General features: G+C 72.3%; 21 protein-coding genes. 4 read left to right on the plus strand and 17 right to left on the minus strand.

All coding sequences use genetic code 11. The features are described from left to right. Positions 1-190 precede the first annotated feature (190 nt). Complete coding sequence (locus ACFWM2_RS28025) at positions 191-1,249, minus strand: DUF4349 domain-containing protein (protein WP_383285639.1); 1,059 nt, start codon at positions 1,247-1,249, stop codon at positions 191-193. A gap of 158 nt (positions 1,250-1,407) precedes the next feature. On the opposite strand from ACFWM2_RS28025, the gene hemG reads away from it, so the two are divergent. Further along, on the plus strand, positions 1,408-3,063 hold the full coding sequence (hemG, locus tag ACFWM2_RS28030; protein ID WP_383285642.1) for a protoporphyrinogen oxidase: 1,656 nt from the start codon (positions 1,408-1,410) through the stop codon (positions 3,061-3,063). A gap of 4 nt (positions 3,064-3,067) precedes the next feature. Further along, positions 3,068-3,787 carry a hydrogen peroxide-dependent heme synthase gene (hemQ, locus tag ACFWM2_RS28035; RefSeq protein WP_383285645.1) on the plus strand — a complete coding sequence of 240 codons (720 nt, stop codon included), beginning with the start codon at positions 3,068-3,070 and terminating at the stop codon, positions 3,785-3,787. Here hemQ and ACFWM2_RS28040 read toward each other — a convergent pair whose 3' ends face one another. From ACFWM2_RS28040 to zapE, 16 genes are all read right to left on the minus strand, one after another. Next, complete coding sequence (locus ACFWM2_RS28040) at positions 3,788-5,434, minus strand: alpha/beta hydrolase (RefSeq protein WP_383285648.1); 1,647 nt, start codon at positions 5,432-5,434, stop codon at positions 3,788-3,790. A gap of 174 nt (positions 5,435-5,608) precedes the next feature. Then, the gene (locus ACFWM2_RS28045; RefSeq protein ID WP_383285651.1) at positions 5,609-6,373 is read right to left on the minus strand and encodes a TIGR04222 domain-containing membrane protein; all 765 of its coding nucleotides are present in this window, start codon (positions 6,371-6,373) and stop codon (positions 5,609-5,611) included. Between the two features lie 121 nt (positions 6,374-6,494). Beyond that, positions 6,495-7,271, minus strand: a complete 777-nt coding sequence (locus ACFWM2_RS28050; protein WP_383285654.1) for a DUF4142 domain-containing protein — start codon at positions 7,269-7,271, stop codon at positions 6,495-6,497. Between the two features lie 339 nt (positions 7,272-7,610). Continuing rightward, positions 7,611-8,945 (minus strand): DUF692 domain-containing protein, encoded by a 1,335-nt coding sequence (locus ACFWM2_RS28055; RefSeq protein ID WP_383285657.1) that lies wholly within the window; start codon positions 8,943-8,945, stop codon positions 7,611-7,613. Between the two features lie 256 nt (positions 8,946-9,201). Continuing rightward, positions 9,202-9,993: a DUF4142 domain-containing protein gene (locus ACFWM2_RS28060; RefSeq protein WP_383285660.1), complete on the minus strand. Its 792-nt coding sequence runs from the start codon at positions 9,991-9,993 to the stop codon at positions 9,202-9,204. 306 nt (positions 9,994-10,299) lie between these two features. Continuing rightward, positions 10,300-11,028 carry a peptidyl-tRNA hydrolase gene (locus ACFWM2_RS28065; RefSeq protein ID WP_383285664.1) on the minus strand — a complete coding sequence of 243 codons (729 nt, stop codon included), beginning with the start codon at positions 11,026-11,028 and terminating at the stop codon, positions 10,300-10,302. A gap of 69 nt (positions 11,029-11,097) precedes the next feature. Next, complete coding sequence (locus tag ACFWM2_RS28070; RefSeq protein WP_383285667.1) at positions 11,098-11,283, minus strand: hypothetical protein; 186 nt, start codon at positions 11,281-11,283, stop codon at positions 11,098-11,100. Positions 11,284-11,367: 84 nt separating this feature from the next. Beyond that, complete coding sequence (locus ACFWM2_RS28075; protein ID WP_383285670.1) at positions 11,368-12,228, minus strand: polysaccharide deacetylase family protein; 861 nt, start codon at positions 12,226-12,228, stop codon at positions 11,368-11,370. A 91-nt stretch (positions 12,229-12,319) separates the two neighbouring features. Beyond that, a complete protein-coding gene (locus ACFWM2_RS28080) occupies positions 12,320-13,147 on the minus strand; it encodes a PPK2 family polyphosphate kinase (RefSeq protein WP_383285990.1) in 828 nt (275 codons plus the stop codon). 132 nt (positions 13,148-13,279) lie between these two features. Then, positions 13,280-14,554 carry a threonine--tRNA ligase gene (thrS, locus tag ACFWM2_RS28085; protein ID WP_383285673.1) on the minus strand — a complete coding sequence of 425 codons (1,275 nt, stop codon included), beginning with the start codon at positions 14,552-14,554 and terminating at the stop codon, positions 13,280-13,282. A gap of 194 nt (positions 14,555-14,748) precedes the next feature. Beyond that, complete coding sequence (locus ACFWM2_RS28090; protein ID WP_383285676.1) at positions 14,749-16,116, minus strand: PhoX family protein; 1,368 nt, start codon at positions 16,114-16,116, stop codon at positions 14,749-14,751. A 104-nt stretch (positions 16,117-16,220) separates the two neighbouring features. Continuing rightward, the gene (locus tag ACFWM2_RS28095; protein ID WP_383285679.1) at positions 16,221-17,258 is read right to left on the minus strand and encodes an SPFH domain-containing protein; all 1,038 of its coding nucleotides are present in this window, start codon (positions 17,256-17,258) and stop codon (positions 16,221-16,223) included. A 172-nt stretch (positions 17,259-17,430) separates the two neighbouring features. Next, a complete protein-coding gene (locus ACFWM2_RS28100) occupies positions 17,431-18,903 on the minus strand; it encodes a SulP family inorganic anion transporter (RefSeq protein ID WP_383285682.1) in 1,473 nt (490 codons plus the stop codon). Positions 18,904-18,911: 8 nt separating this feature from the next. Further along, on the minus strand, positions 18,912-19,490 hold the full coding sequence (locus ACFWM2_RS28105) for a carbonic anhydrase (protein ID WP_383285685.1): 579 nt from the start codon (positions 19,488-19,490) through the stop codon (positions 18,912-18,914). Positions 19,491-19,560: 70 nt separating this feature from the next. Continuing rightward, complete coding sequence (locus ACFWM2_RS28110) at positions 19,561-19,899, minus strand: hypothetical protein (RefSeq protein ID WP_383285688.1); 339 nt, start codon at positions 19,897-19,899, stop codon at positions 19,561-19,563. A 189-nt stretch (positions 19,900-20,088) separates the two neighbouring features. After that, positions 20,089-21,231, minus strand: coding sequence for a cell division protein ZapE (gene zapE / locus ACFWM2_RS28115; protein ID WP_383285691.1), 1,143 nt, complete (start codon positions 21,229-21,231; stop codon positions 20,089-20,091). On the opposite strand from zapE, the gene ACFWM2_RS28120 reads away from it, so the two are divergent. Together ACFWM2_RS28120 and ACFWM2_RS28125 are read left to right on the plus strand one after the other, a co-directional pair. Beyond that, positions 21,230-22,024: a pyrimidine reductase family protein gene (locus tag ACFWM2_RS28120; RefSeq protein WP_383285695.1), complete on the plus strand. Its 795-nt coding sequence runs from the start codon at positions 21,230-21,232 to the stop codon at positions 22,022-22,024. The two genes, zapE and ACFWM2_RS28120, sit on opposite strands and share 2 nt — an antisense overlap. 259 nt (positions 22,025-22,283) lie before the next feature. Then, on the plus strand, positions 22,284-22,757 hold the full coding sequence (locus ACFWM2_RS28125; RefSeq protein ID WP_383285698.1) for an indole-3-glycerol phosphate synthase: 474 nt from the start codon (positions 22,284-22,286) through the stop codon (positions 22,755-22,757). Positions 22,758-22,771: the final 14 nt, after the last annotated feature.

Genomic DNA, 22,771 nt, shown 5'->3' on the forward strand with positions numbered 1-22,771 from the left:
AAGGGACCCGAGGGGGAGAGGAGGAGGAGGAGGGGCTCTGCGAGAAAGGGAGGGTATAAATTTCTCCGGGCCCCCGGGTCGGGGGGGCCTGCGACGCGGCGGACATGCCCGCCGCGTCGCCGCCGATCACGACCAGTCGCTCTTTCGTACGGCTCATGCTCATGCGAACACGCTACGGGGACGCGGCATTTCAGTCCTGCTCGCCCCGCGCCTCCTGCTCGCCCCGCACCTCCTGTTCGCCCCGCGCCTCCCGCTTCCGGGCAGGTGGGGCGACCGGCAGCGCGCCGGCCCCCGGGTCCGTTCCCGTGGTCCGCGGGCCCGTCCCGGCGGCCGTCGCGGGTGCCGGACGGCGTGCCGCCGTACGGGGGCGGACGAAACGCAGCCACAGCACGGCGAGCAGCGCCGCGCCCGCCGCGAACGGGAGCACCGCGCCGAGCGCCATCGCGATCCAGCGCAGCATCGTGACGAACGCGTGCCAGCCACCGGAGAGCGCGTCCACGAATCCCGGGTCCTCGTCCTTCGCCGCCTTCTTCACCGCGGTCTCGGACAGGGACAGGGTGATCGTCGCCAGGCTGGTGCGGTCCTTCAGGGAGGCCTGCTGGGTGAGCAGGGACTCCAGGTCGGCCTGACGGCTGCTCAGCTCGCCCTCCAGGGTGACCACATCGGCGAGCTTGGTGGCCTGGTCCATCAGCTCGCGGATCCGGGCCACGCTGGCGCGCTGCGTCTTGATACGGCTGTCCACGTCGACGACCTGATCGGTGACGTCCTGCGCCTTGGCCGTACGTTCGAGGAGCTTGCCCGAGCCCTCCAGTTCGGTGAGCACCTCCTCGTACCGGTCGGTGGGCACGCGAAGGATCATCCGGGTGCGCTCGCGGCCCTGGCCGTCCCGGGTGGTCGTCTCGTCGCCGACGAAGCCGCCCGCGTTCTCGGCCGTGGTGCGGGCGTCGTCCAGCGCGTCGGGAACGTCCTTGACCCGCACGGTCAGCGAGGCGGTACGGATGATGTGGCTCGCGGTGACCTTGGGCGGGGCGGTCGCCTTTGCGCCGCCGCTCCGGCTGCTGTCCGCGGCGCCCGCTCCGTCCTCCTGGGACCCAGGGGCGGCCCCCTTGGCGTCGGCGTCGCTCCGGCTCACCGAGTCGGCGCTGCTCCCACCCGAGTCGTCGGCGCTGCACCCCGTCAGCGCGAGAGCCGCGGCGAGCAGCACCCCTGCCAGGGCCTGAACGGGTCGTACCGAACGTCGAGTCTGCATCTGGGCATCCCCCCGGGTGTTGTGATGACTGACGCTCCTTCGACGCCCGGCCGCCCCGAGACGTTGGCCGGGTCCGGTCCCGATGCGGTCACGGTCAGGACTCGTGGAGGACACCGGGCCCCCGGGGGACTGTCGGTGGGGTCTGCGAAAGTGGAGCCATGCGCGCACAGGAGACTCGTACGGGTACGGGGCAGGTCGTCGTCATCGGCGGCGGGATCGCCGGGCTGGCCGCCGCCCACCGGCTGCTGGACGCGGGTGTGCACGTGACCGTCCTGGAGGCCTCGGACCGTGTGGGCGGCAAGCTGCTGCCCGGCGAGATCGCGGGTGCCCGGGTCGACCTGGGCGCCGAGTCGATGCTCGCGCGGCGGCCCGAAGCGGTTGCCCTCGCCCGCGAGGCGGGCCTCGGCGACCACCTCCGGCCACCGGCCACGTCCACGGCGTCGATCTGGACCCGCGGCGCCCTGCGCCCCATGCCCAAGGGGCACGTCATGGGTGTCCCGGGCACCGCCTCCGCCCTCTCCGGGCTGCTCTCCGAGGAGGGTCTGCGGCGCATCGAGCGGGACGCCGATCTGCCGCGCACGGAGGTCGGTGACGACGTGGCGGTGGGGGAGTTCGTCGCCGCGCGACTCGGCCGTGAGGTCGTGGACCGCCTGGTCGAACCGCTGCTGGGCGGTGTCTACGCGGGCGACGCGTATCGCCTCTCGATGCGCTCGGCGGTCCCGCAGCTCTTCCAGGCCGCCTGCACGCACGACTCGCTGACGGAGGCGGTCCGCGAGATCCAGGCCCGGGCCGCCGCCGCCCAGCAGTCGGGGCCGGTGTTCATGGGCATCGAGGGCGGTGTGGGCCAACTGCCGCTCGCGGTCGCCGAGTCGGTGCGCGCGCGGGGCGCCGAGATCGTCACCGGCGCGCCGGTGACGGAGCTGCGCAGAGTCGCGGCTCCCACGGGCGGGGGCGGTCCGCAGAGCACCGGCCAAGGGCCGCACAGCACCGGTCGCGAAACGCGGAACGGGCAGAGCGCCGGCCACGAGGCGGACGGCCCGCGGGCAGCCGTGCGCGGCGGCTCCCGCGAGCTCGGCTCAGGTCGCCCCGGGTCCGCGCTCACGCCCGCCGGTGCGGACGGGACGGAGGCGCACGCGCGCTGGCGGGTCGTCGCCGGCGGCCGCGTCCTGCACGCCGATGCCGTCGTGCTCGCGCTGCCCGCCCCGGCCGCCGCCACGCTGCTGCGCGCCGAGGCGCCCGCCGCCGCGGCCGAGCTGGCCGCCGTCGAGTACGCGTCGATGGCACTGATCACCCTCGCCTACCGCCGCGGTGACCTCTCCCTCCCCGAAGGGAGCGGTTTCCTGGTGCCGCCCGTCGACGGGCGCACGATCAAGGCGTCCACCTTCGCCTCCCAGAAGTGGGGCTGGCTCGCCGAGGAGAACCCGGACCTGCTGGTCCTGCGGACCTCGGTCGGCCGCTATCAGGAGACCGAAGTGCTCGGGCGGGACGACGAGGGCCTGGTGGACGTCTCCCGGCACGACCTGCGGGAGGCCACCGGCCTGGACGCGGCGCCCGTCGCGACCCGCGTCACGCGCTGGTCCGACGGCCTCCCGCAGTACCCCGTCGGGCACCACGCGCGCGTGGCCCGCGTCCGCGACCACCTCGGCAAGCTCCCGGGCCTCGCGGTCTGCGGAGCGGCGTACGACGGCGTCGGGATCCCGGCCTGTATCGCGAGCGCGTACGCGGCCGTGGACCAGCTGCGCGGCGAACGCGGCGGACTGGACGAGCTGACCGCCAACCCGGTGCAGAGTCTGCACGGCGGCGCGGGAGAATAGCCCCATGAGTGACGACGCCCCCGCCAAGATCCCGAACAAGGGCAAGCTGGCCAAGGACCTCAACGAGGTCATCCGCTACACGCTGTGGTCCGTCTTCAAGCTGCGCGACGTCCTCCCCGAGGACCGCGCGGGCTACGCCGACGAGGTCCAGGAGCTCTTCGACCAGCTCGCCGCCAAGGACGTGACCATCCGCGGCACGTACGACGTCTCGGGGCTGCGCGCCGACGCGGACCTGATGATCTGGTGGCACGCCGAGACCAGCGACCAGCTCCAGGAGGCGTACAACCTCTTCCGGCGCACCAAGCTGGGCCGCGCCCTGGAGCCGGTGTGGTCGAACATGGCGCTGCACCGCCCCGCCGAGTTCAACCGCTCGCACATCCCGGCGTTCCTCGCCGACGAGACGCCCCGCAACTACGTGAGCGTCTACCCCTTCGTGCGCTCGTACGACTGGTATCTGCTGGCCGACGAGGACCGCCGGCGCATGCTCGCCGACCACGGCAAGATGGCTCGCGGCTACCCGGACGTGCGGGCCAACACCGTCGCCTCGTTCTCGCTCGGCGACTACGAGTGGATCCTCGCCTTCGAGGCCGACGAGCTGTACCGCATCGTCGACCTCATGCGTCACCTGCGTGCCTCCGAGGCCCGGATGCACGTCCGCGAAGAGGTCCCGTTCTACACCGGCCGCCGCAAGGAACTCACCGAGCTGGTCGCCGGCCTCGCCTGATCAGCGCACCGCCGGATGCCGGGAGGCCTTCTTCTTACGGTCTCCCGGCGCCAGTGGCTTCGGCTCCGCGTGCGGCGCGCACACCGCGCCCTGCTCGGGCAGCCGGCCGTCCAGGAGATACGCGTCCAGGTGGCCGTTGACGCACCGGTTGGCGCCGCCCCCGATGCCGTGCGTGCCCGCGTCCCGCTCGGTCACCAGCACCGAGTCGGACAGCCGCCGGTGCAGCTCCAGAGCACCGTCGTACGGCGTGGCCGCGTCCCGCTCGGCCGCCAGGATCAGCGTGGGCGGCAGCTCACCGGGAGCGGTCCGCACATCGAGCGGCCGCTGCCGCGGCCCGGGCCAGTAGGCGCACGGGAGATTCGTCCACACGTTGTCCCAGGTCTCGAAGGGGGCCACGCGCGCGAGGGCCGTGTTGTCGCGGTCCCAGACGCTCCAGTCCGTCGGCCACGAGGCGTCGTTGCACTCGACGGCCGTGTAGACCGCGTTGCCGTTCTCCGAGTCGGCCGCCGCCTCCGGGTGCGGCCCCGCCTGCTGGATCAGCGGCTTCGGGTCGCCCTTCAGATACGCGGACAGGGCCTGGGCACGCGAGGGCCAGTAGTCGTCGTAGTACCCGGTCTGCAAGAACGCCCCTTGCAGCTGCGCGGGACCCACCTTGCCGCCCGCGGGTTCGGCGGCGAGCTGCGCCCGCGCCTTCTCGTAGCTGCGCAGGACGTCGGCGGAAGTCCTGCCGAGGCCGTACACCTTGTCGTGCCGGGCGACCCACGCGCGGAAGTCCGTCCAGCGCCGCTCGAAGGCGACGGACTGGTCGAGGTTGTTCTGGTACCAGATCCCGTCCGGCTCGGGGTTCACCGCCGAGTCGAAGACCATGCGCCCCACGTGCGAGGGGAACAGCGTCGCGTAGAGCGCCCCGAAGTAGGTCCCGTACGAGGCCCCCATGAAGGTCAGCTTCCGCTCACCGAGCGCGGCGCGCAGCACATCGAGGTCGCGGGCGTTGTTCAACGACGTGTAGTGCCGCAGCGCGCTGCCCCCGTGCCGGACACAGCCGCGCACATAGGCCTTGGCCTCGGCGATGCGTTCCTTCTTGTACGACTCCGAGGGCGACGCCGGCGACTGCGAGGGGCCCTTCAGGAGGCGCTTGGGGTCCTGACAGGAGAGCGGGGCCGAGCGGCCGACGCCGCGCGGGGCGTAGCCGACGAGGTCGTAGGCCGCGCCGATGCGCTTCCACTCGGGGAGCAGGGACGCCAGCGGGAAGTACATGCCGGAGGCGCCGGGGCCGCCGGGGTTGTAGACGAGGGAGCCCTTGCGGGGCACCCTCCGCTTGGAGTTGTGCGGGTCCTTGCCGGACGCCTTCACCCGGCTGACGGTCAGCTTGATCTGCTTGCCGCCGGGGTGCGCGTAGTCGAGCGGCACCGTGACCGTGCCGCATCGCAGACTGCCCGGCACGTCCTCTTCCTTGGTACAGGCACCGAACCGGATGCCGGCGGCCGCGGCGCGCCGGGCGGCCTCGGCGGTACCGCGTGTCTCGGCCGAGTCGGTGAAGAGCGGCCTGGCGGGGGCGGCGCCCGCGGGCTGTCCGCCCGCAGGCGCGGCGACGAGGGCGCTCAGGAGCACGGACCCGGCGGTTGAACAGAGGGCGATTGCTCTCATCGCGTATCCCTTCGGTGCGCGGCATCGACAAAAGGGATGTTTCGTTCGGCGGTTGGCGAAGTAAAGCACCGGGCCGCCGGTGTCGGCCCCAATGCCCCGATGCGCCCCCTTCGGCCCCCGCGAGCGGCCTCGCCCGGGAGGGCGGTGCGGTTGGCGGTGCGGACACCGCTGCGGTCAGCGGTGCCGCTCGCGGTGGGCGAAGGCGGCGCGCAGATCCGGTTCGCCGACCGCGCGGACACCGCGTACGGCGACGGAGGTGAGGTACGCCCGGTCGTCGCCGGTGGCATGCCGGGGCAGGGTGCCGAGCAGGCGCTGCCCGGCCGGGGACGCCCAGCGCGTGTACGGGTGCACCTCGACCCGCGCGATCGCGAGGCAGCTCAGCGTGAGGACCAGGGGGAGCAGGAACCAGGCGGCGACCGGGCCCTGGCCCTCGGTGGCCTGACCGGGGAGCAGCAGCGCGACCGCGCCCAGGGCGGCGACGGCGGCCGCGGCGGCCTGAACCTGACGGACGGCGCCGGCCACGGAGGTGCGGGCGCCGTCGGGCACGGCGAGCCCCGCCGCGACGAGACGCTCGGCGAGATGGCGTACGGAGTCGGCCGCCGCGGTGGTCCGGCGGACCGGCGCTATCGGCGACTGTCCCGCCGGGCCTATCGCGCCCAGCACCGAGCGCTCCATGTCGTCCCGCCCGTCCGGGTCCACCACGGTCGCCCAGCCGGTGTGCGCGAGCAGCAACCGGTGCTGGCGGGCCATCGAGACCAGCGTCAGCTCGGCGACCCGGGCCGGCCCGCCGGACAGGAACGCGGCCTCGTACAGCGTCAGATCGTGCCCGCGGGCCGTACGCGCGTCGACGCTCGCGGCGTGCACGGCGGCCAGGCACAGCCGGGTGCACGCCGTACCGGCGGCGACCCAGGCCAACAGCAGAAGAAGGACCCAGAACATGGCGGATTTCTATGCGACCGGAGCGGGGAAGCGCCATGCCTTATTCACGATGTGGACGCCGCGTGGGGGGTATCGGACGTTCCGTTTGTGCCGCGCGTCGACCGGACCTGCCGGACAGGCCCTAGTTCTGCCCGTTTTCGTCCTCGGGCCTGGGGCTGGAGGCCGCCGGTGGCAGCGGATAGCCGTCGGAGGGAGTCACGGGGACGGGCGAGCTCGGGGAGGCCGTGGGGCCCGGCGGAGCGGGGGAGTTGGTGATCGGCGGTGCGCTCGCGGTGGCCGCGTCCCGGGCGAGGGCGTCGAAGTCGACGTATCCCGTGGCCTCCAGGACCTTGATGTGATCGAGCACGGTGGTGTTCGCGTCCTCGGCGAGGTCGCGCACCAGGGAGTTGCGGGTGGTGGCGCGGACCTGGGCGACGAGGGAGAAGACCTTGCCGTGGGCCATGCGGACGATGGTCGCGAACTCGCGGTCGTAGTCCTCGCCGTGCGCCGCGTTCAGAGTGGCCAGCCACTGGCGCTGCTGATCGCTCGGCTGGTTGGGCAGTTCGAGCCCGAGCCGTGCGGCGACGTTGCGGACGCGGGCGTCGAGGAACGTGTGGCCCTCGACGAGATGCTCGCCGGCGGTCTGTACGGCCTTCGTGGTGCCGCGTTCCTCGGCCTGCTGGCCCGCGGGCAGCTCCCAGAGCCCGGCCAGCCGGACCTTCGTGACGAACTCCCGGTCCAGCCCGGACAGCGGACCGAAGCTCGTCGACACGGTCTGCGTGTTCAGTGCGTCGAGACCGGTGCCGGCGCGGTCCGCGTACGACCAGATCGGAAAGAGCAGCGCGATGAGTGTCGCCGTAAGACCGGCGACGATGAGTCCTGTTCCACTGATCAGTCCGGTGCGGTTGATGGATCGCATGGTGTCTCCTGTTGCGGCACCGCACGCCAGTGCGCTTCGGGTGCGGATTCGCATGCTACTGCGGCCGCAACGCCAACTGCCGTACGAGGAGACGGGGTTCAGGGGTCGGGAACGGGTGGCGATTCGGGCGGTTTTGTCGGGTGATGTACCGCCCGAAACCAGCACGATTCGTCCCCCTGATACGCGTACCGGGGCGATGGTGTTAGCCCGGGCACACTCGGCGGCGGCGACGGCCGCCGAGCGCCGTCCTGTGGCGCCTCGGCCGGGGCGCCGGCGGCCGCTCCCGCCGGTCGTCCCGTCCGCCTGCGTCGCCGGCCACCCGCAGGGTTCCGTGTCGAATCAGCTGCGCAGCAGGACCCTGCGGGTGGCGCGGGCCAGCCGGGCCGCAGGGCGCTGGGAGCGGGGCGCCGGGCCGGACCGGTCCAGCCACCAGTCACGCAGCCGGCGGCGGGTCTCCGCGTCCTCGGGGCGCCCGGCGAACAGCAGGTGCTCGGCGAAATCCAGTGCGTCGCGCCGGTAGCCGCCGGCCATGGGGTGCCGCTGCGCGTACCCGAGGAAGGCCGTCCGGTATGCCCCTTCGAGGATCTCCGGCAGCTCCGGGGCGACCTTCGCGACGACGTCCGCGCGCTTCGCGGCGAGCGCCCGCGCCTGCACCCCCAGCCGCGCCCGGTCGAACCCCTCCGGTACGGGGGTCCCCGCGACGAGCGCGGACAGCAGCGCGGTCTGCGCGAGCCCGAGCCGCTGGCGGGCGGCATCCGTGACGGGGTGCTCCGCAGCGGCGCCCGGGGCCGCGCCCGCCGCGTCCGCCGTCGCCCGGGCCGCGACGGTCTGCGCCGCCTTCCGCGCGGTCGTCGCGATCTTCACCGTGTCCCTTATCGCCGTCAGTTCGTGCTCCAGCTCCGCCGGGTCCGGGAAGTTCTCGTCCCGTTCCAGCAGGACCCCCGGCGGGGTCACCCGGGCGGCGAGCTCCGCGAGGATGTCGAGAACGGGGCGGGGGACCGGGTGGGCGTGGCTGTCGTGCCAGACCCCGTCCCGCTCGAAGCCGCCGGCGACATGGACGTAGGCGATGGCCTCGACGGGCAGCTCGTCGAGGGCCTTGGCCGGGTCCTCGCCGCGGTTGACGTGGTTGGTGTGGAGATTGGCGACATCGATCAGCAGGCGTACGCCGGTACGGTCGGCGAGGTCGTACAGGAACTGCCCCTCGGTCATCTCCTCGCCCGGCCAGGAGATCAGTGCCGCGATGTTCTCGACGGCGAGCGGCACCGGCAGCGCCGCCTGCGCGATGCGGATGTTCTCGCACAGGACGTTCAGCGCGTCCCGGGTGCGCGGGACCGGCAGCAGATGTCCCGCCTCCAGCGGGGCGGAGGCGGTCAGGGGGCCGCCGGCGCGGACGAACGCGATGTGTTCGGTGACGAGCGGCGAGCCCAGTGCCTCGGCCCGCTGGGCGAGCGCGGTGAGCCGGGACCCGTCGGGGCGGTCCGCGCCGCCGAGGCCGAGGGAGACGCCGTGCGGCACCACCGTGACGCCGCGCTCGCGCAGCCGCAGCAGCGACTCGGGGAGGTGCCCGGGACAGACGTTCTCCGCCACGGCCTCGACCCAGTCGATGCCGGGCATGCGCTCCACGGCGTCCGCGATCTCCGGACGCCACCCGATTCCCGTCCCCAGTTGCTGCATGTCCCTGTCCCCTCCCGCGTCCCGTCCCGGTCAGACCCTGCGTGCCGTCTCCTCACGACGGATCCATACGAGGCACCGGTGTACCGGCGTGACGGTGTCATGGCCCCGGCAGCCGCAGCCGAACCCGTCGGAGGGGACGTTCAGAGCAACATTTGAGGTTCCGCCGGCCCTTTCGGGCCGGCGGAACCTCGGTGGGCCGTCGGGATCACCTCACCCGTCCGTCCGGCCGGCTCATCTCACTCGGCGGTCTCCCCGCTCACCCCACCTGGCCGTTCGGATCACCGGTCGGCTCCGGACGGTTCGTGTTGACCTCACCGGGCGGCGGCGGTGACGGGCTCGACGACACGTCGGGGTCGCCGCTCGCCTCCGCGGGCGGGGCCGAGGGGGGCGACGCCCCGACGGACGGCGGCGGGGGGCCGGTCGGGCTGGCCGTCGACAGGGCCGCCGTGTCGTTGGCGATGGCGTCGAAGTCGACGTTGCCGGTCTTCTCCAGCACCGTGATGTGGTCGAGCACGGTCTGGTTGGCGTCCGTGGCCAGCTGCCTCACCAGCGTGTTGCGGGTGCTGTTGCGCACCGCGCCGATGGCCGGAAAGATCTTGCCGTGCGCGGACCGCAGCAGGTTCGCGAACTTGCGCTCGTACTCCTGGCCCTGAGCCGCCGTCAGCTCGCGCAGCCAGCCCTGCTGCTGTTCGTTCGGCTGGTTCGGCAGCTCGACGCCGAGGTCGGCGGCGACGATCCGCACCCGCTTGTCAAGGTCGGTGTGGCCGACGATCAGGTGGTCGCCCGCCTCTTTGATCGCTTTGCTGGGGGCCCGTTGGATCGCCTGCTGGCCGGCCGGCAGCTCCCAGAGGCCGGCGAGCCGTACGCGCACGATCAGGTCGCGGTCGGAGGCGGTGAGCGGTCCCCAGCGAGTGTTCACCGTCCCGGCCGCCAGATTCGCCGGGCCCGTGCCCGCGCGGTCGGCGTACGACCACACGGGGAACGCGAGCGCGCCGACGGTGGCGACGAGGGCCGCGATGACGAGGGCCGTACCGTTGATACGCCGCAAATGTGCCTCCCGGGGCAGACCAACTGGTCGTTGGGAACCTGTACATGGCCAGTGCCAGGAGATACGCGGGGGACGGCTGCGATGTTCAAACCCGCCCGCACCAAAAATCTTGGACAGGATCGTACGGCCGCTCAGTGTGGCGACGGCCACTTCTCCGGGTCCCGTCCCAGCAGCCGCAGCGCCCGCTCCAGCGGGTCCGCCCCGGGGAAACCGGCGCCGCCCCGCGCCCGCGCGGATCACGCCCGGCGCGGCCGGGGCGCACTCCTCACGCGGGCCGACGATCGGTGCCCGTGGCGCCTCGGTGGATCAGTTGCGCAGGGCCGGGTGGTCCGCCACCACCGTGCAGGAACCCGGCGCGATCTCGGTGAAGCCCGCGTCGCGGACCAACGGGAGCCCGGAGGCGAGGAGTTCGCTCCAGTGGGCCGCCGCGGCCGTGCGGACCGCGAGCGGGAAACCGGCGTCACGCCAGGCGGCCCGCTCCTCGTCCGACAGCTCCCACCAGGCGAGTTGGGCGCCGTGGCCCGCCTGGGCCATCGCCTTGCCGGCCGACATGTCCAGGTCGGGGCTCAGCCACAGCACGGGCGCCGTCGCGTCGGCCTCGACCGGCGGCTCCGGGTCGTCGAGGTCCGTGCCGGAGACCTGGAGCCGGGCCAGCTCCTTGGGCCAGCCGTCCAGCGGGACCGGCGGGAAGACGCGGACCTCGGCCGTCTTGCCGGTCACCGTGATGCCGGGCAGCGCCTCGGCCCGCCGCCACTCGGCGCCGCGCGCCCGCCGGACCACCTTGCGGATCCGGGCGTCCTGCCAGTCCCGCATGAGCTGCGCCCACTCGCCGTCGTCGAGCGACCGCTCGTCGCCGAGGATGGTCAGCACCGCGCGCGCGGCGGTCTCCAGCGCGTCCGTGCGCGGCGGGGGATCGGCCTTCTCGATGCGGACGACCAGGGGCAGCACGAACTGCGGCCCCTCGTCGCGTGCGGTGCGCTCGGAGCGGAAGGGGCTGTCGCCGGGGGTGGGAACGGCGCTCGGGTCACTGGTCACGCCGTCCAGTCTGCCAGGCGGAAGATCGGTTCCGGCGCGAGCTGTCGTACGTATGAGCGAGTGGGTAGGTCAGCCCGAGCAGGCGGTGCGCTGCGCCTCCTGCCACTCGCAGACGGGGCACAGGGTGATCCCCTTGTGCGACTCCGGGTACTCGGTCGGCTTCCGGCACAGCACGCATGCGGCGAACGGCGGTCCGTCCGCCGCGGGGGCCGGGTCCAGGGCCGGTTCGGGACCGGTGCCGCAGTGGTCGCTCATGACACCCAGCGTAAGGCGGCCGCCGGAGTGGCCGGCCGCCGCGGGACCGCCGCCCGAGGCGGCCCCCGCCACCGGCACGGCCACCTACGGCCGGCGGTTCGTCGTCGTCCCGATCAGCTCCGACACCCGGACGAACCGGAAACCCCGCTTCCGGAGTTCGGGCACGATCGTCCGTACGGCCTCCTCGGTCGCCGGAGCGGCGCTGCGCGTGCAGTGCATGACGACGACGGAACCGGGCCGCACCCCGTCGAGCACCTGCCGCGCCACGGCATCCGCGTCCGTCGCGAACGCGTCCCCGCTCACCACGTCCCACTGCACGGCCGTCACGCCGACCGCGCTCAGCGTGCGCAGCGCCCGCTGGTCGTAGCACCCGCCGGGGAACCGGAAGTACGGCATCGGATCCGGCACGCCCGCCTTGCGGATGGCGGCGTACGCGCGCTCCACGTCGGACCGCATCCGGTCCTCGGGCACGGTCGGCAGCCCGTAGCAGTCACCGGTGAAGGCGTAGTGGCTGTACGAGTGGTTGGCGACCTCGAAGAGCGGGTCCCGTCCGATGTCCCGGGCCTCCCGCGGGTACTCGTCGGCCCACCGCCCCGTCATGAACACCGTGGCCGGGACCTTCAGGCCGCGCAGGGTGGCGATCAGCTGCGGATTGTCGAAGTGCTCGCCCGCCGCGGCCCGCGGGCCCTGATCCGCGGTCATGTCCGCGTCGAAGGTGAGCGCGACGGTCTTGTCCCGCGTCCGGGGACCGTTCTTGAAGACCGGGGTCAGACCGGCGGGACCGGGAGCGAGGGTCGGATGGGCCGAGGGAGCGGTCGCCGACGGGCGCGCGGAGTGGGGCTGCGCCGACGGCCGGCCGGTGTGCGGGGAGCCGGGGGCTCCGCAGGCGGCCAGGGCGGTGCCCAGGACACAGACGGCGGCAATACGTCGTACAAGAATGATCACCGGATGAAGATATCCGGGTAAATAAGACTAATCGCCCATCAGGCGTGCGCGCCGAGCCGGTTCGAAGGCGAAGTCACCCGCCCAGCCGGGTTCAGTGGTCCTTCGACAGTCGGTTGCGGCACTCCGTCACGTCGAAGTCCGCCTTGGGGTACTGCGGGTCCAGCTCCTCCAGGTGTTCCAGGAGGAGCTTGCTGATCGCCCAGTTGCGGAACCACTTGCGGTCGGCGGGGACGACGTACCAGGGGATCGCCGAGCAGCGTTCGAGGGCGAGCTCGTAGGCCTCCTGGTAGGCGGGCCACAGGGCGCGCTCGTCGATGTCCCCGGGGTTGAACTTCCAGTGCTTGTCGGGGTTGTCCAGGCGTTCCAGGAGGCGGCGGCGCTGCTGCTCGTACGAGATGTGCAGGAAGCACTTGATCACGGTCACGCCGTCGTCCGCGAGGGCCTTCTCGAAGTCGTTGATCTGGCCGTAGCGGGCCTCGATCTCGGTGGGCGGCGCCAGTTCGCGGACGCGCCCGATCAGGACGTCCTCGTAGTGCGACCGGTCGAAGATGCCGATCTCGCCCGGCTGCGGGAGCGCCCTTCTGATCCGCCAGAGGAAGGAGTGCTTGCGCTCCTGCTGGGTCGGTGCCTTGAACGACCTGACGCGGCAGCCGGACGGGTTGAGCGGCCCGATGACGTGCTTGACCGTGCCGCCCTTGCCGCTGGTGTCCATGCCTTGTAGGACGAGCAGGATCCGGCGCCGGTCGCCCGCGGTGGCGCCGGCCCACAGGCGTTCCTGCAGGCCGGCGAGGCGTTCGCCCAGCCGGGCGGTGGCTTCGAGCCCGGCGGCCTTGTCCGCGGGGCCGCCGGGTGTGCCCTCGGCGTCGTACGAGGAGAGGTCGACGCGGGCCCCCTCGGGGACGCGCAGCAGCCGCCCCACCCGGTCGGGGGCCTTTCGCGCCGAATCCGGCTTGGCCTTGTCCTTCTCCTTCTTGGCCTTCTTCTTGGTCTTGGCCACCACGCACCCCTTCCGGCTGTGTCCCTCGATCCTGCGCCGCGGGCCGGGCGCCCGCTACTCGCCGGAGTCCCAGAGATCGGTGCGGTACGCGCCGACGAGAGCCCGGATGCGGGCCAGTGCCTCGGCGGCCGGCTGCGGGGCCGGCCGGCGTCCGTCGCGCAGCCGCAGGGCGACCTGGCCGGCGGCGGCCTCCCGGGCACCGATCACCGCTTGGTACGGCACCAGCCGGGCGGCGCGGACGCGCGCGCCGAGGGTGCCCTGTTCCGGGCCGGCGAGCCGGGCGCGCAGCCCCTGGTCGAGACTCCGCCGTACCAGTCCTGCGGCCTGGTCGGTCTCGGCCTCGGAGACCGGGAGGACCACCAGCTGGGTGGGGGCGAGCCAGGCCGGAAAGGCGCCGCCGTGCACCTCGATGAGATGGGCCATGGCCCGCTCCAGGCTGCCGATGACGCTGCGGTGGACCATGACCGGGCGGTGCTTCGCGCCGTCGGGGCCGATGTAGTGCAGGTCGAACCGCTCCGGCTGGTGGAAGTCGACCTGCACGGTGGACAGGGTCGACTCTCGGCCGGCCGCATCGGCGATCTGGACGTCGATCTTGGGGCCGTAGAACGCGGCCTCGCCCACGACCGCCTCGTACGGCTCGCCGGAGCGGTCCAGCACGTCACGCAGCAGCGCGGCGGACTTCCGCCACAGCCCGGGGTCGGCGACGTACTTGCCGCCGGGTCCCGGGAGCGAGAGACGGTAGCGGGCCGGGCGGATGCCGAGCGCGGCATAGGCCCCGCGGATCAACTCCAGGGCCGCGGCGGCCTCTTCGCCGGCCTGGCCGGGGGTGCAGAAGACGTGTGCGTCGTTGAGCTGGATGGCGCGTACGCGGGTGAGTCCGCCCAGTACGCCGGACAGCTCCGAGCGGAACATTCCGCCCAACTCGGCCATTCTGAAGGGGAGTTCGCGGTAGCTGTGGGAGCGGGAGCGGTAGATGACCGCGTGATGCGGACACAGGCTGGGCCGCAGTACGACCTGCTCGCCGCCCTGTTCCCCGCCGAGGTCCATGGGCGGGAACATGTCCTCGCGGTAGTGCGACCAGTGCCCGGAGATCTCGTACAGCTCCCGTTTGCCGAGGACCGGCGAGTACACGTGCTGATAACCGGCCCGGCGTTCGGCCTCGCGCACGTACTCCTCCAGCGCGTGCCGGACGGCCGCGCCGTCCGGCAGCCAGTACGGCAGCCCGGCGCCCAGCAGGGGGTCGGTGTCGAACAGGTCCAGCTCACGGCCGAGTCTGCGGTGGTCGTTCATCGTGGTCTCCTCGCGGGTGGAGCGGGCGAGTGACCGCACGGCGAAGCCCCGGGGCACTCGCCCCGGGGCTTCGGACTCAGTCAGCAGTCAGCGCGCCGGGACACTCTCCGGCGTCGTCGTCTGTGCTGCGGCGCGCTTCATGGTCGGGACCGTAACAGGACGCGAGGACCCGGGGCACGGGATTATTCGGCCGCGCCCCGCCCACGCCCCGACCCTCGGCCCCCGCCCGCGGCCTAGCGGCGCCAGGGGCCCGTCACCGCGAAGGTCGTCCCCGGGGTGTAGCAGTTGACGTACATCGTGCGGCCGTCCGGCGAGAAGGTGACGCCGGCGAACTCACCCCATTCCGGGGCCTCGGGCGTGCCGATGTTCTGTGCGCCGCGGGCCATCGCGTACACCTCACCGCTCCGCGTCACGCCGAACACGTGCTGGGTGCCGTTGCCGTCCTCGCAGACCATGAGGCCGCCGCTCGGGGCGAGGCAGATGTTGTCCGGTGACTCGCCCGGGAGCTGTACGTCGGTGTCCGGGCCGAAGACGATCACCAGGGTGAGACGGCGCGCCGACGGGTCGTAGCGCCAGATCTGCCCGTAGTGGTCCGCGGCCGAACCCTCCGCGCTGTGTGCGAAGGAGGAGACGAAGTAGACGGACTTCCCGCCCCAGTAGCAGCCCTCCAGCTTCTGCGCGTGCGTGATGCCCTTCGGCCCGAAGTCCTGCAGCCGGACGGGGGTCTGGGCGGCGAGCGGGTCCGGTACGTCCACCCACTCGATGCCGTCGAAGGTGGCGCCCGTCTCCTGGACGGAGGACAGGTCGGGCACGCCGGGCACCCGCATCGCCTGGAGTCTGCCGCCCGCGCGCAGGGAACCGGTCCCGCCCTCGGGCTTGTTGGGCAGGAAGCGGTAGAAGAGGCCGAAGGGCTTGAGGAACGCGTCCTCGGTCTCGTAGACGATCCCGCGCTTCGGGTCGATCGCGATCGCCTCGTGCTGGAAGCGGCCCATCGCCGTGAGCGGTACGGCTCCGGTGCGGCGCGGGTTGACCGGGTCGACCTCGAAGATGAAGCCGTGGTCCTTGGTGTAGCCGTTGGTGCCGGCCCTGTCCTCGGTCTCCTCGCAGGTCAGCCAGGTGCCCCAAGGCGTGTGGCCCCCGGCGCAGTTGACGGCCGTACCGGCGATGGCGACGCGCTCGGAGAGCACATCCCCGTGCTTGTCCAGCGTCAGGGCCGTACAACCGCCCTTGCCCATCGGGTCGTACGTGATCCCCTCGATCGTCGGGACCGCGTACTTCGCGGTGACCCGGTTCTCGTGGTTGCGGACGAGGTGGACTCCGCCGTGGGGACCCGCGAAGGCGGCCATGCCGTCGTGGTTGCTGGGTACCGTGCCCTCGCCGGACCGGAGTTGGTCGCCCTCGCGGGACAGCACCCGGTAGCGGAAACCTTCCGGCAGATCGAGCAGGCCGTTCGGGTCGGGGACCAGCGGGCCGTAGCCGTGGTGACCGAGGTCCTGCGCGGCGGCGGTGCCCGCGAAGAGTTCGGAGAGGTTTCCGGCGAAGGCGATCGAAGCGCCCAGCACACCGGTGCGCGTGAGCATCTGACGTCGTGTTGCGGACATGGGGCAACCTTCCTGCTGGCGGACAGGATTGTGACCCGCATGTGTGTATCACGGGGGCGAGATTGCTGTAACCCGTAACACGTGTCACGCACGAGGTCGGCCGCTCAGAGCGGCCGCGGAGGATCCGGGTCGACGGGCTCGCGGAGCGGGTGCGGGGGCTCCGGGTCGGCGGAGTCGCGCGGGATCGGCGGGGGCTCCGGCCCGCTGGGCTCGCCGTGCACCGGCGGAGGTTCCGGGCCGGTGGGCTCGTCCGGTACCTGCTGGGGGTCCGCCCCGGCCGGCTCCGGCCGGTCCGGTGTCCGCTCCACCGGCGCGGGCGCCTGCCGCGCCGACGGGTCCTGCGGTACCGGCGCCGACGGACCCTGCGGTGCGGGTCCCTGGGTGGTCTGGGCCCGCTCCAGGAAGCGCAGCAGCTCCACCGGGAAGGGCAGGACGAGGGTGGAGTTCTTCTCGGCGGCGACCGCGACCACGGTCTGCAGCAGCCGCAGTTGCAGTGCCGCGGGCTGCTCGGACATCACCCCGGCGGCCTCCGCGAGCTTCTTGGACGCCTGGAGTTCGGCATCGGCGTTGATGATCCGGGCCCGCCGCTCCCGGTCCGCCTCCGCCTGACGGGCCATCGACCGCTTCATCGTCTCGGGCAGCGACACGTCCTTGATCTCGACCCGGTCGATCTGCACACCCCACCCGATGGCCGGGCTGTCGATCATCAACTCCAGCCCCTGGTTGAGCTTCTCCCGGTTGGAGAGGAGGTCGTCGAGGTCGCTCTTGCCGATGATCGAGCGCAGCGACGTCTGGGCCATCTGGGAGACCGCGAAACGGTAGTCCTCCACCTGGATGACCGCGTCCGTCGCGTCGATCACCTTGAAGTAGATGACCGCGTCCACCCGGACCGTCACGTTGTCCCGGGTGATGCCGTCCTGCGCCGGCACCGGCATCGTCACGATCTGCATGTTGACCTTGCGCAGCTTGTCCACGAAGGGGACCACCAGCGTGAATCCGGGCCCGCGTGCCTGGCCCACCAGCCGCCCGAGCCGCAGCACCACACCGCGCTCGTACTGCTTCACGACCCGCGCCGCCGCCGCGACGTACACGAGACCGGCGGAGCCGGCTGCCGCGCCCGCGACCAGGAGTTCCTGGAGCATGACGACCCCCTTCTGAGCCGCCCAAATGCCTGATTCATCCACTTTACGCCGTGCAATGGCGCTTTCCGGAGGCCGGGACCGGGCGGCATGGCAGGGGCGCCGGGAAAGGGCACGGCCGGGCCCGCCGTGCGGCGGGCCCGGCCGAGGGGCCGTGAAAGGGGGCGGGTACGGGTCAGGCCACCGGCGTGACCTTCACCGGCTCGGTCCCGGCGGTGCTGTGCCGGGCCGCCCAGTTCTCCAGGGCGACGCGACAGGCGTGATCCAGGTGGTGCAGCCCCGACAGGTTCAGCTCGATCGGCCGGTCCTGCGGCAGCGCCTCCAGGCTGTCGAGGATCTTCGGCAGCCGCAGGAAGGTCGCGTTGCCCGACAGATGCGCCTGGACGGGTCCTGCCCCCTTGTCTATGACTTCGAGCCGGACGTGCGAGGCCTCCCAGGCGGTCTTGATGATGGCCAGCGCGAGCCCGACCAGGACGCCCTCGAACATGCTGACGGCGACGATGGACACGGCGGTGACGATCAGGATCAGGGCCTCGCCCCGGTGCTCGCGCCACAGTTTCGCTATCTCGCGCAGCGGAATGAGCTTCCAGCCCGCGTACACGAGGATGCCCGCGAGGGCGGGCAGCGGTATGAGGCCGAGGGCGGCCGGCAGCAGCGCGGCGAAGAGCAGCAGCCAGACGCCGTGCAGGACCCGGGACGCCTTCGTGCGCGCGCCGGCCTGGACGTTCGCCGCGCTGCGCACGATCACGGCGGTCATCGGCAGTGCGCCGAGCAGCCCGCAGATCGTGTTGCCCGCGCCCTGCGCCAGCAGCTCCTTGTCGTACTGGGTACGCGGTCCGTCGTGCAGCCGGTCGACGGCGGCGGCGCTGAACAGGCTCTCCGCCGAGGCGATCAGCGTGAAGGCCAGGATCGTGCCGAGGACGCCGAGGCCCGCCAGTTCCCCGAAGGCGTCGAGGGGCGGCGGCTGGAGCGAACCGAGCAGTCCCCGCACTTCGACCGTGGCGACCGGCAGGGAGAACACCATGGTGGTCAGCACGGCCAGGACGACCGCGGCGAGCGGCGCCGGCACCACCCGTACCCGCTCCGGCAGCCGCCGCCACAGCACGAGGACGACGACGGTGCCCGCGCCGAGGGCGAGCGAGGCGAGCGACTCGGCGCTCCCGGCGGCCTTGACGACGGCCTGCGGCAGTCCGACGAGCTTGTCCGGGCCGGAGGCGGGCGCGGTCAGGCCCGCCATCGAGTAGAGCTGGCCCGCGATCAGCACGAGCCCGATCCCGGCCAGCATGCCCTCGACGACGGCCACCGAGATCGCCCGGAAGTAGCGCCCCAGCTTCAGGGCGCCCATGGCGACTTGGAGCAGACCGGTGGCGAGCACGATCACCCCGAGCACGGGGAGCCCGAACTCGCGTACCGCCTCGAAGACCAGCACGGTCAGCCCCGCGGCCGGCCCCGACACCTGCAGACTGCTGCCGCGCATCAGTCCGGTGACGAGACCGCCCACGATGCCGGTGACCAGCCCGAGTTCGGCCGGCACGCCGGATGCGACGGCGACGCCCACGCACAGCGGCAGGGCGACCAGGAACACGACGATCGAAGCGGCGAAGTCCTGCCGCACGTAAGGGAATTTCTTGATATAGGGGATATTCATGGCGGCACTCACAGCGCTTCGAAGGTGCCGGTGTCCGGACGGTGTTCCCGGACGGCGCCCGTGTGCACCTCGTAGTACCAGGCGTGCAGGCGCAGTTGACCACTCGTCAGTTTGTCGGCGACGCAGGGGTAGGCGCGCAGCCTGAGCAGCTGGGTCAGGATGTGGCTCTGCACCGCGTCCGTCACGGCCGGGTCCTCGGCCGCTCCTTCCGGGCGTGGGGTGGCGTGGGCCAGCCAGTCGCGCACGGCGGGCACGGCGGTCAGGTCGTCGCCGCGCACCAGGGCGCCGACGGCGCCGCAGTGCGAGTGGCCGCAGACGACCACGTCGGTGACGCCGAGCACCTCCACCGCGTACTCGATGGTGGCCGCTTCACTGGTGGGTCGGGCAGAGGTGTGCGCGGGCACGATGTTCCCGGCGGTGCGCAGCTCGAAGAGCTCGCCCGGCCGGGCACCGGTGATCAGCGCGGGGACGACGCGGGAGTCCGAGCAGGTGATGAACAAGGCCTGCGGCGACTGTCCGTGGGCCAGTGGGGCGAACTCCTCGGGGCGCTGTCCGTGTGCGCGGGCATGATCAATGAGGGGTTGCATGACAGGTCCTCCTGGCGCGCCTCGATGGCGCGTCGGCTAACAGATCGGAGTGTGGGGGGTCACGCTCCGGTCAGCAGCGGAAGACCTGAAGTGCCGCTGGGGAATGGGCGGTCGAGGATCTCGACGCGCGCCGGTGCACGTCCGCGAGCGGGATCAGCGGGTAGGTGGAGGCCGGGTCGTGCTCCAGCAGAGAGCCCTTGGGCGGCTGCGGGACCCGGTCCTCGTTGCGGGACCGGTCACGGGCGGCGAGGGGCGGCGCGATTTTCTGCGGATGCTCGGCCTCGCCGCAGGAGATGACCTCGCTCGTATGTACGGACGCGAATGCCTCTTCGGGTCCGAAGAGTTGCAGCGCGAGGAGGACGACGGCGAGGATCGAGAACAGAGCGCGGCTCGTTGCACCTCGCATCATGCGCCCTCCTCCCGCTGTCTCTCCCGACACGTCAACAACCACGCTAGCGTGGCAAGTTGTTTGCAGGGTTAACTTAACGTTTCACCCTGAAGAGAGCCTGAAACGGCCGGGAAGGCGAGTGGCGGGATTTCGTCCACCGGAAGTCTTTTTCCGGACAGAGATAATCCCGTGAGGGTTACGCGGGTCCGTTCAGACGCCTTCTACGAGTCCCTTGGCATCCCGCGCCAGCGCGGTGAGGCGCGATATCGCACGAAAGTACTTCTTCCGGTAGCCGCCGTTCAGCATTTCCTCGCTGAAGAGGCTGTCGAAGGGCATTCCGGAGGCGAGAACCGGCACCTCGCGGTCGTAGAGCCGGTCGGCGAGCACCACGAGCCGCAGCGCGGTCGACTGGTCGGGGACCGGCTGCACATCGGTGAGGCAGACGGCCCTGAGGCCGTCGGTCAGCGCGCCGTACCGGCTGGGGTGCACGCGCGCGAGGTGGTCGAGCAGATGCGGGAAGTCGTCGAGCGAGGCCCCCGGGGTGGCGTAGGCGGCCTTCGTGACCTGCTCGTCGGAGAACGGCGCCGGGGCTTCGGGCAGCCCGCGGTGGCGGTAGTCCTCACCGTCGATGCGCAGCGGGCGGAAGCGGGCGGACAGACCCTGGATCTCGCGCAGGAAGTCGGCGGCCGCGAACCGGCCCTCCCCGAGCTTGCCCGGCAGGGTGTTCGACGTGGCCGCGAGCGCGACGCCCGCGTCGACCAGCTTGCCGAGCAGCGTCGAGACGAGGACGGTGTCGCCCGGGTCGTCCAGTTCGAACTCGTCGATGCACAGGAGCCGGTGTCCGGAGAGCGTCTGCACGGTCTTCTGGAAGCCGAGCGCGCCGACCAGGTTCGTCAGCTCCACGAACGTGCCGAAGGCCTTCAGCTCGGGCTCGGCCGGGGTCGCGTGCCACAGGGAGGCCAGCAGGTGGGTCTTGCCGACGCCGTAGCCGCCGTCGAGGTAGACACCGCGGGGGCCGGCGGGGGCCTTTTTCGGTGCCTTCCCGAAACCGAACAGCTTCCGCTTGCCGGCGCCGGTGGCCTGCGCCCCGCCGAGACCGGCCGCGAAGGCGCCGAGGACGTGCACGGCCTCGGTCTGGCTGGGCTGGTTCGGGTCCGGGAGGTACGTGGCGAAGCGGACCGAGTCGAAGCGCGGCGGCGGCACCATCTCGGCGACGAGCCGGTCCGCGGGGACGTGCGGCTCGCGGGCGCACAGGGACAGTGGGGCCGCTTCGGCTATCGGGCTGAGGCCGGTTGCGGCGGAGGAGGACGACACGGTTCCCCACTCTAGAGCCCGTGCCACACTGCACGACATGCGACGCCTGTTCCCTGTGACCGACGAAACAGCAGCCCAGGCCTCGAGCGGGGCCTCCGAGACGGATGCGACGGACCGCGAATGGGGGCTCCAGGAGCTGGCGGAGGCCTACGCCTATCCGGACGCCCGGGAGCCGTGGCTGCGCGCCAACATGGTGTCCACGCTGGACGGCGCGGCCCAGCACGACGGCCGCTCCCAGCCCATCTCCTCCGCCACCGACATGCGGATCTTCGGCACCCTGCGCGGTCTCGCGGACGTGGTGCTGGTGGGTGCGGAAACGGTACGCCAGGAGGGTTACCGCCCGGCACGCGCGCGTGAGGCCTTCGCGGCGCTCCGGGAGGCCGCCGGACAGGGCCCCGCGCCCGCCATCGCCGTGGTGACCGCCGGCATGGACCTGGACTACTCGCTTCCGCTCTTCACCTCGCCCCTGGTGCCCACGCTCGTGCTGACCGGAGCCGCGGCGGACCCCGGCAGGGTCGCCGCGGCCGAGAAGGCGGGCGCCGAGGTGATCTTCGCCGGAGACGGCATGGGAGTCGACCCGGCCCGGGCCGTGCAGGCCCTCGGCGACCGCGGCATGACCCGGCTGCTGACCGAGGGCGGCCCGCGTCTGCTGGGCCAGCTGATTGCCGCCGGAGTGCTCGACGAGCTGTGCCTCACGCTCTCGCCGCTGCTCACGGTGGGCAGCGCCCAGCGGATCGCGGGCGGCCCGGCGCTCGCCGTGCCGACCCACTTCGAACTGGCGTCCCTCCTGGAGGAGGCCGGGTTCCTGTTCGGCCGATACCGCCGGACCTGACACGCTGGCGGAATAGATCGTTCCGTTTAGTCTCCGCTGGGCACACTAAATCTCGCGGTACCCGTGCGATTACGGGGCAGGATGGTTTCCGCAGGGCTGCGACACGCCCCCGGTACCCGCGAGGCCGTGGACGGTCCCCGGAATCCGCCGGGGGCGGGGCACGGCTCGCACGGGACGAAGAGACACAGGGACGAGGGGCCACGCGGCCCCCGGAGGAGACAGGGCCCGAAACGGCCCTCGGAGGAGAAGGGCGCCTGTCGTGTTCACAAGCGTATTGATGATCGAGAAGGCCCTGACGTCCGCCGACGTGGAGTTCGTCACGACCTTGCACGGCGACGAGGCGGTTTCCTTCCACGTACTGCTCCAGCCCCGCGGCGACCAGGCGGACCGCCTGCTGCGGGCCATCGACGACGTCGCCCTCGGTGAGCTGGACGAGGCGGCCCGCGAGAACGAGACGCCGGAGGGCGACGAGGCGGCGGGACAGGGGCAGAAGGCGCTGGAGATCTCCCTGGTCGCCCTGCGCGCGGCCGGCAGCGCGGCCGAGGGACGGCTGATCGAGGAGCACCCGCTGGACGCGCTCAAGAGCCTGGTCGGCGAGGTCGACGCCGACGAGGTCATCGTGCTGACCGACCCGCACTACGTGGAAGAGTTCTTCCACCGCGACTGGGCCTCCCGGGCCCGCCACAAGGTGGGCGTACCGGTGCTGAAACTGTTCTCGCACAGCAAGGCATAGGCTGACCCCCGCGT

The organism is Streptomyces sp. NPDC058371, assembly GCF_042723265.1.
GTDB lineage: Bacteria > Actinomycetota > Actinomycetes > Streptomycetales > Streptomycetaceae > Streptomyces.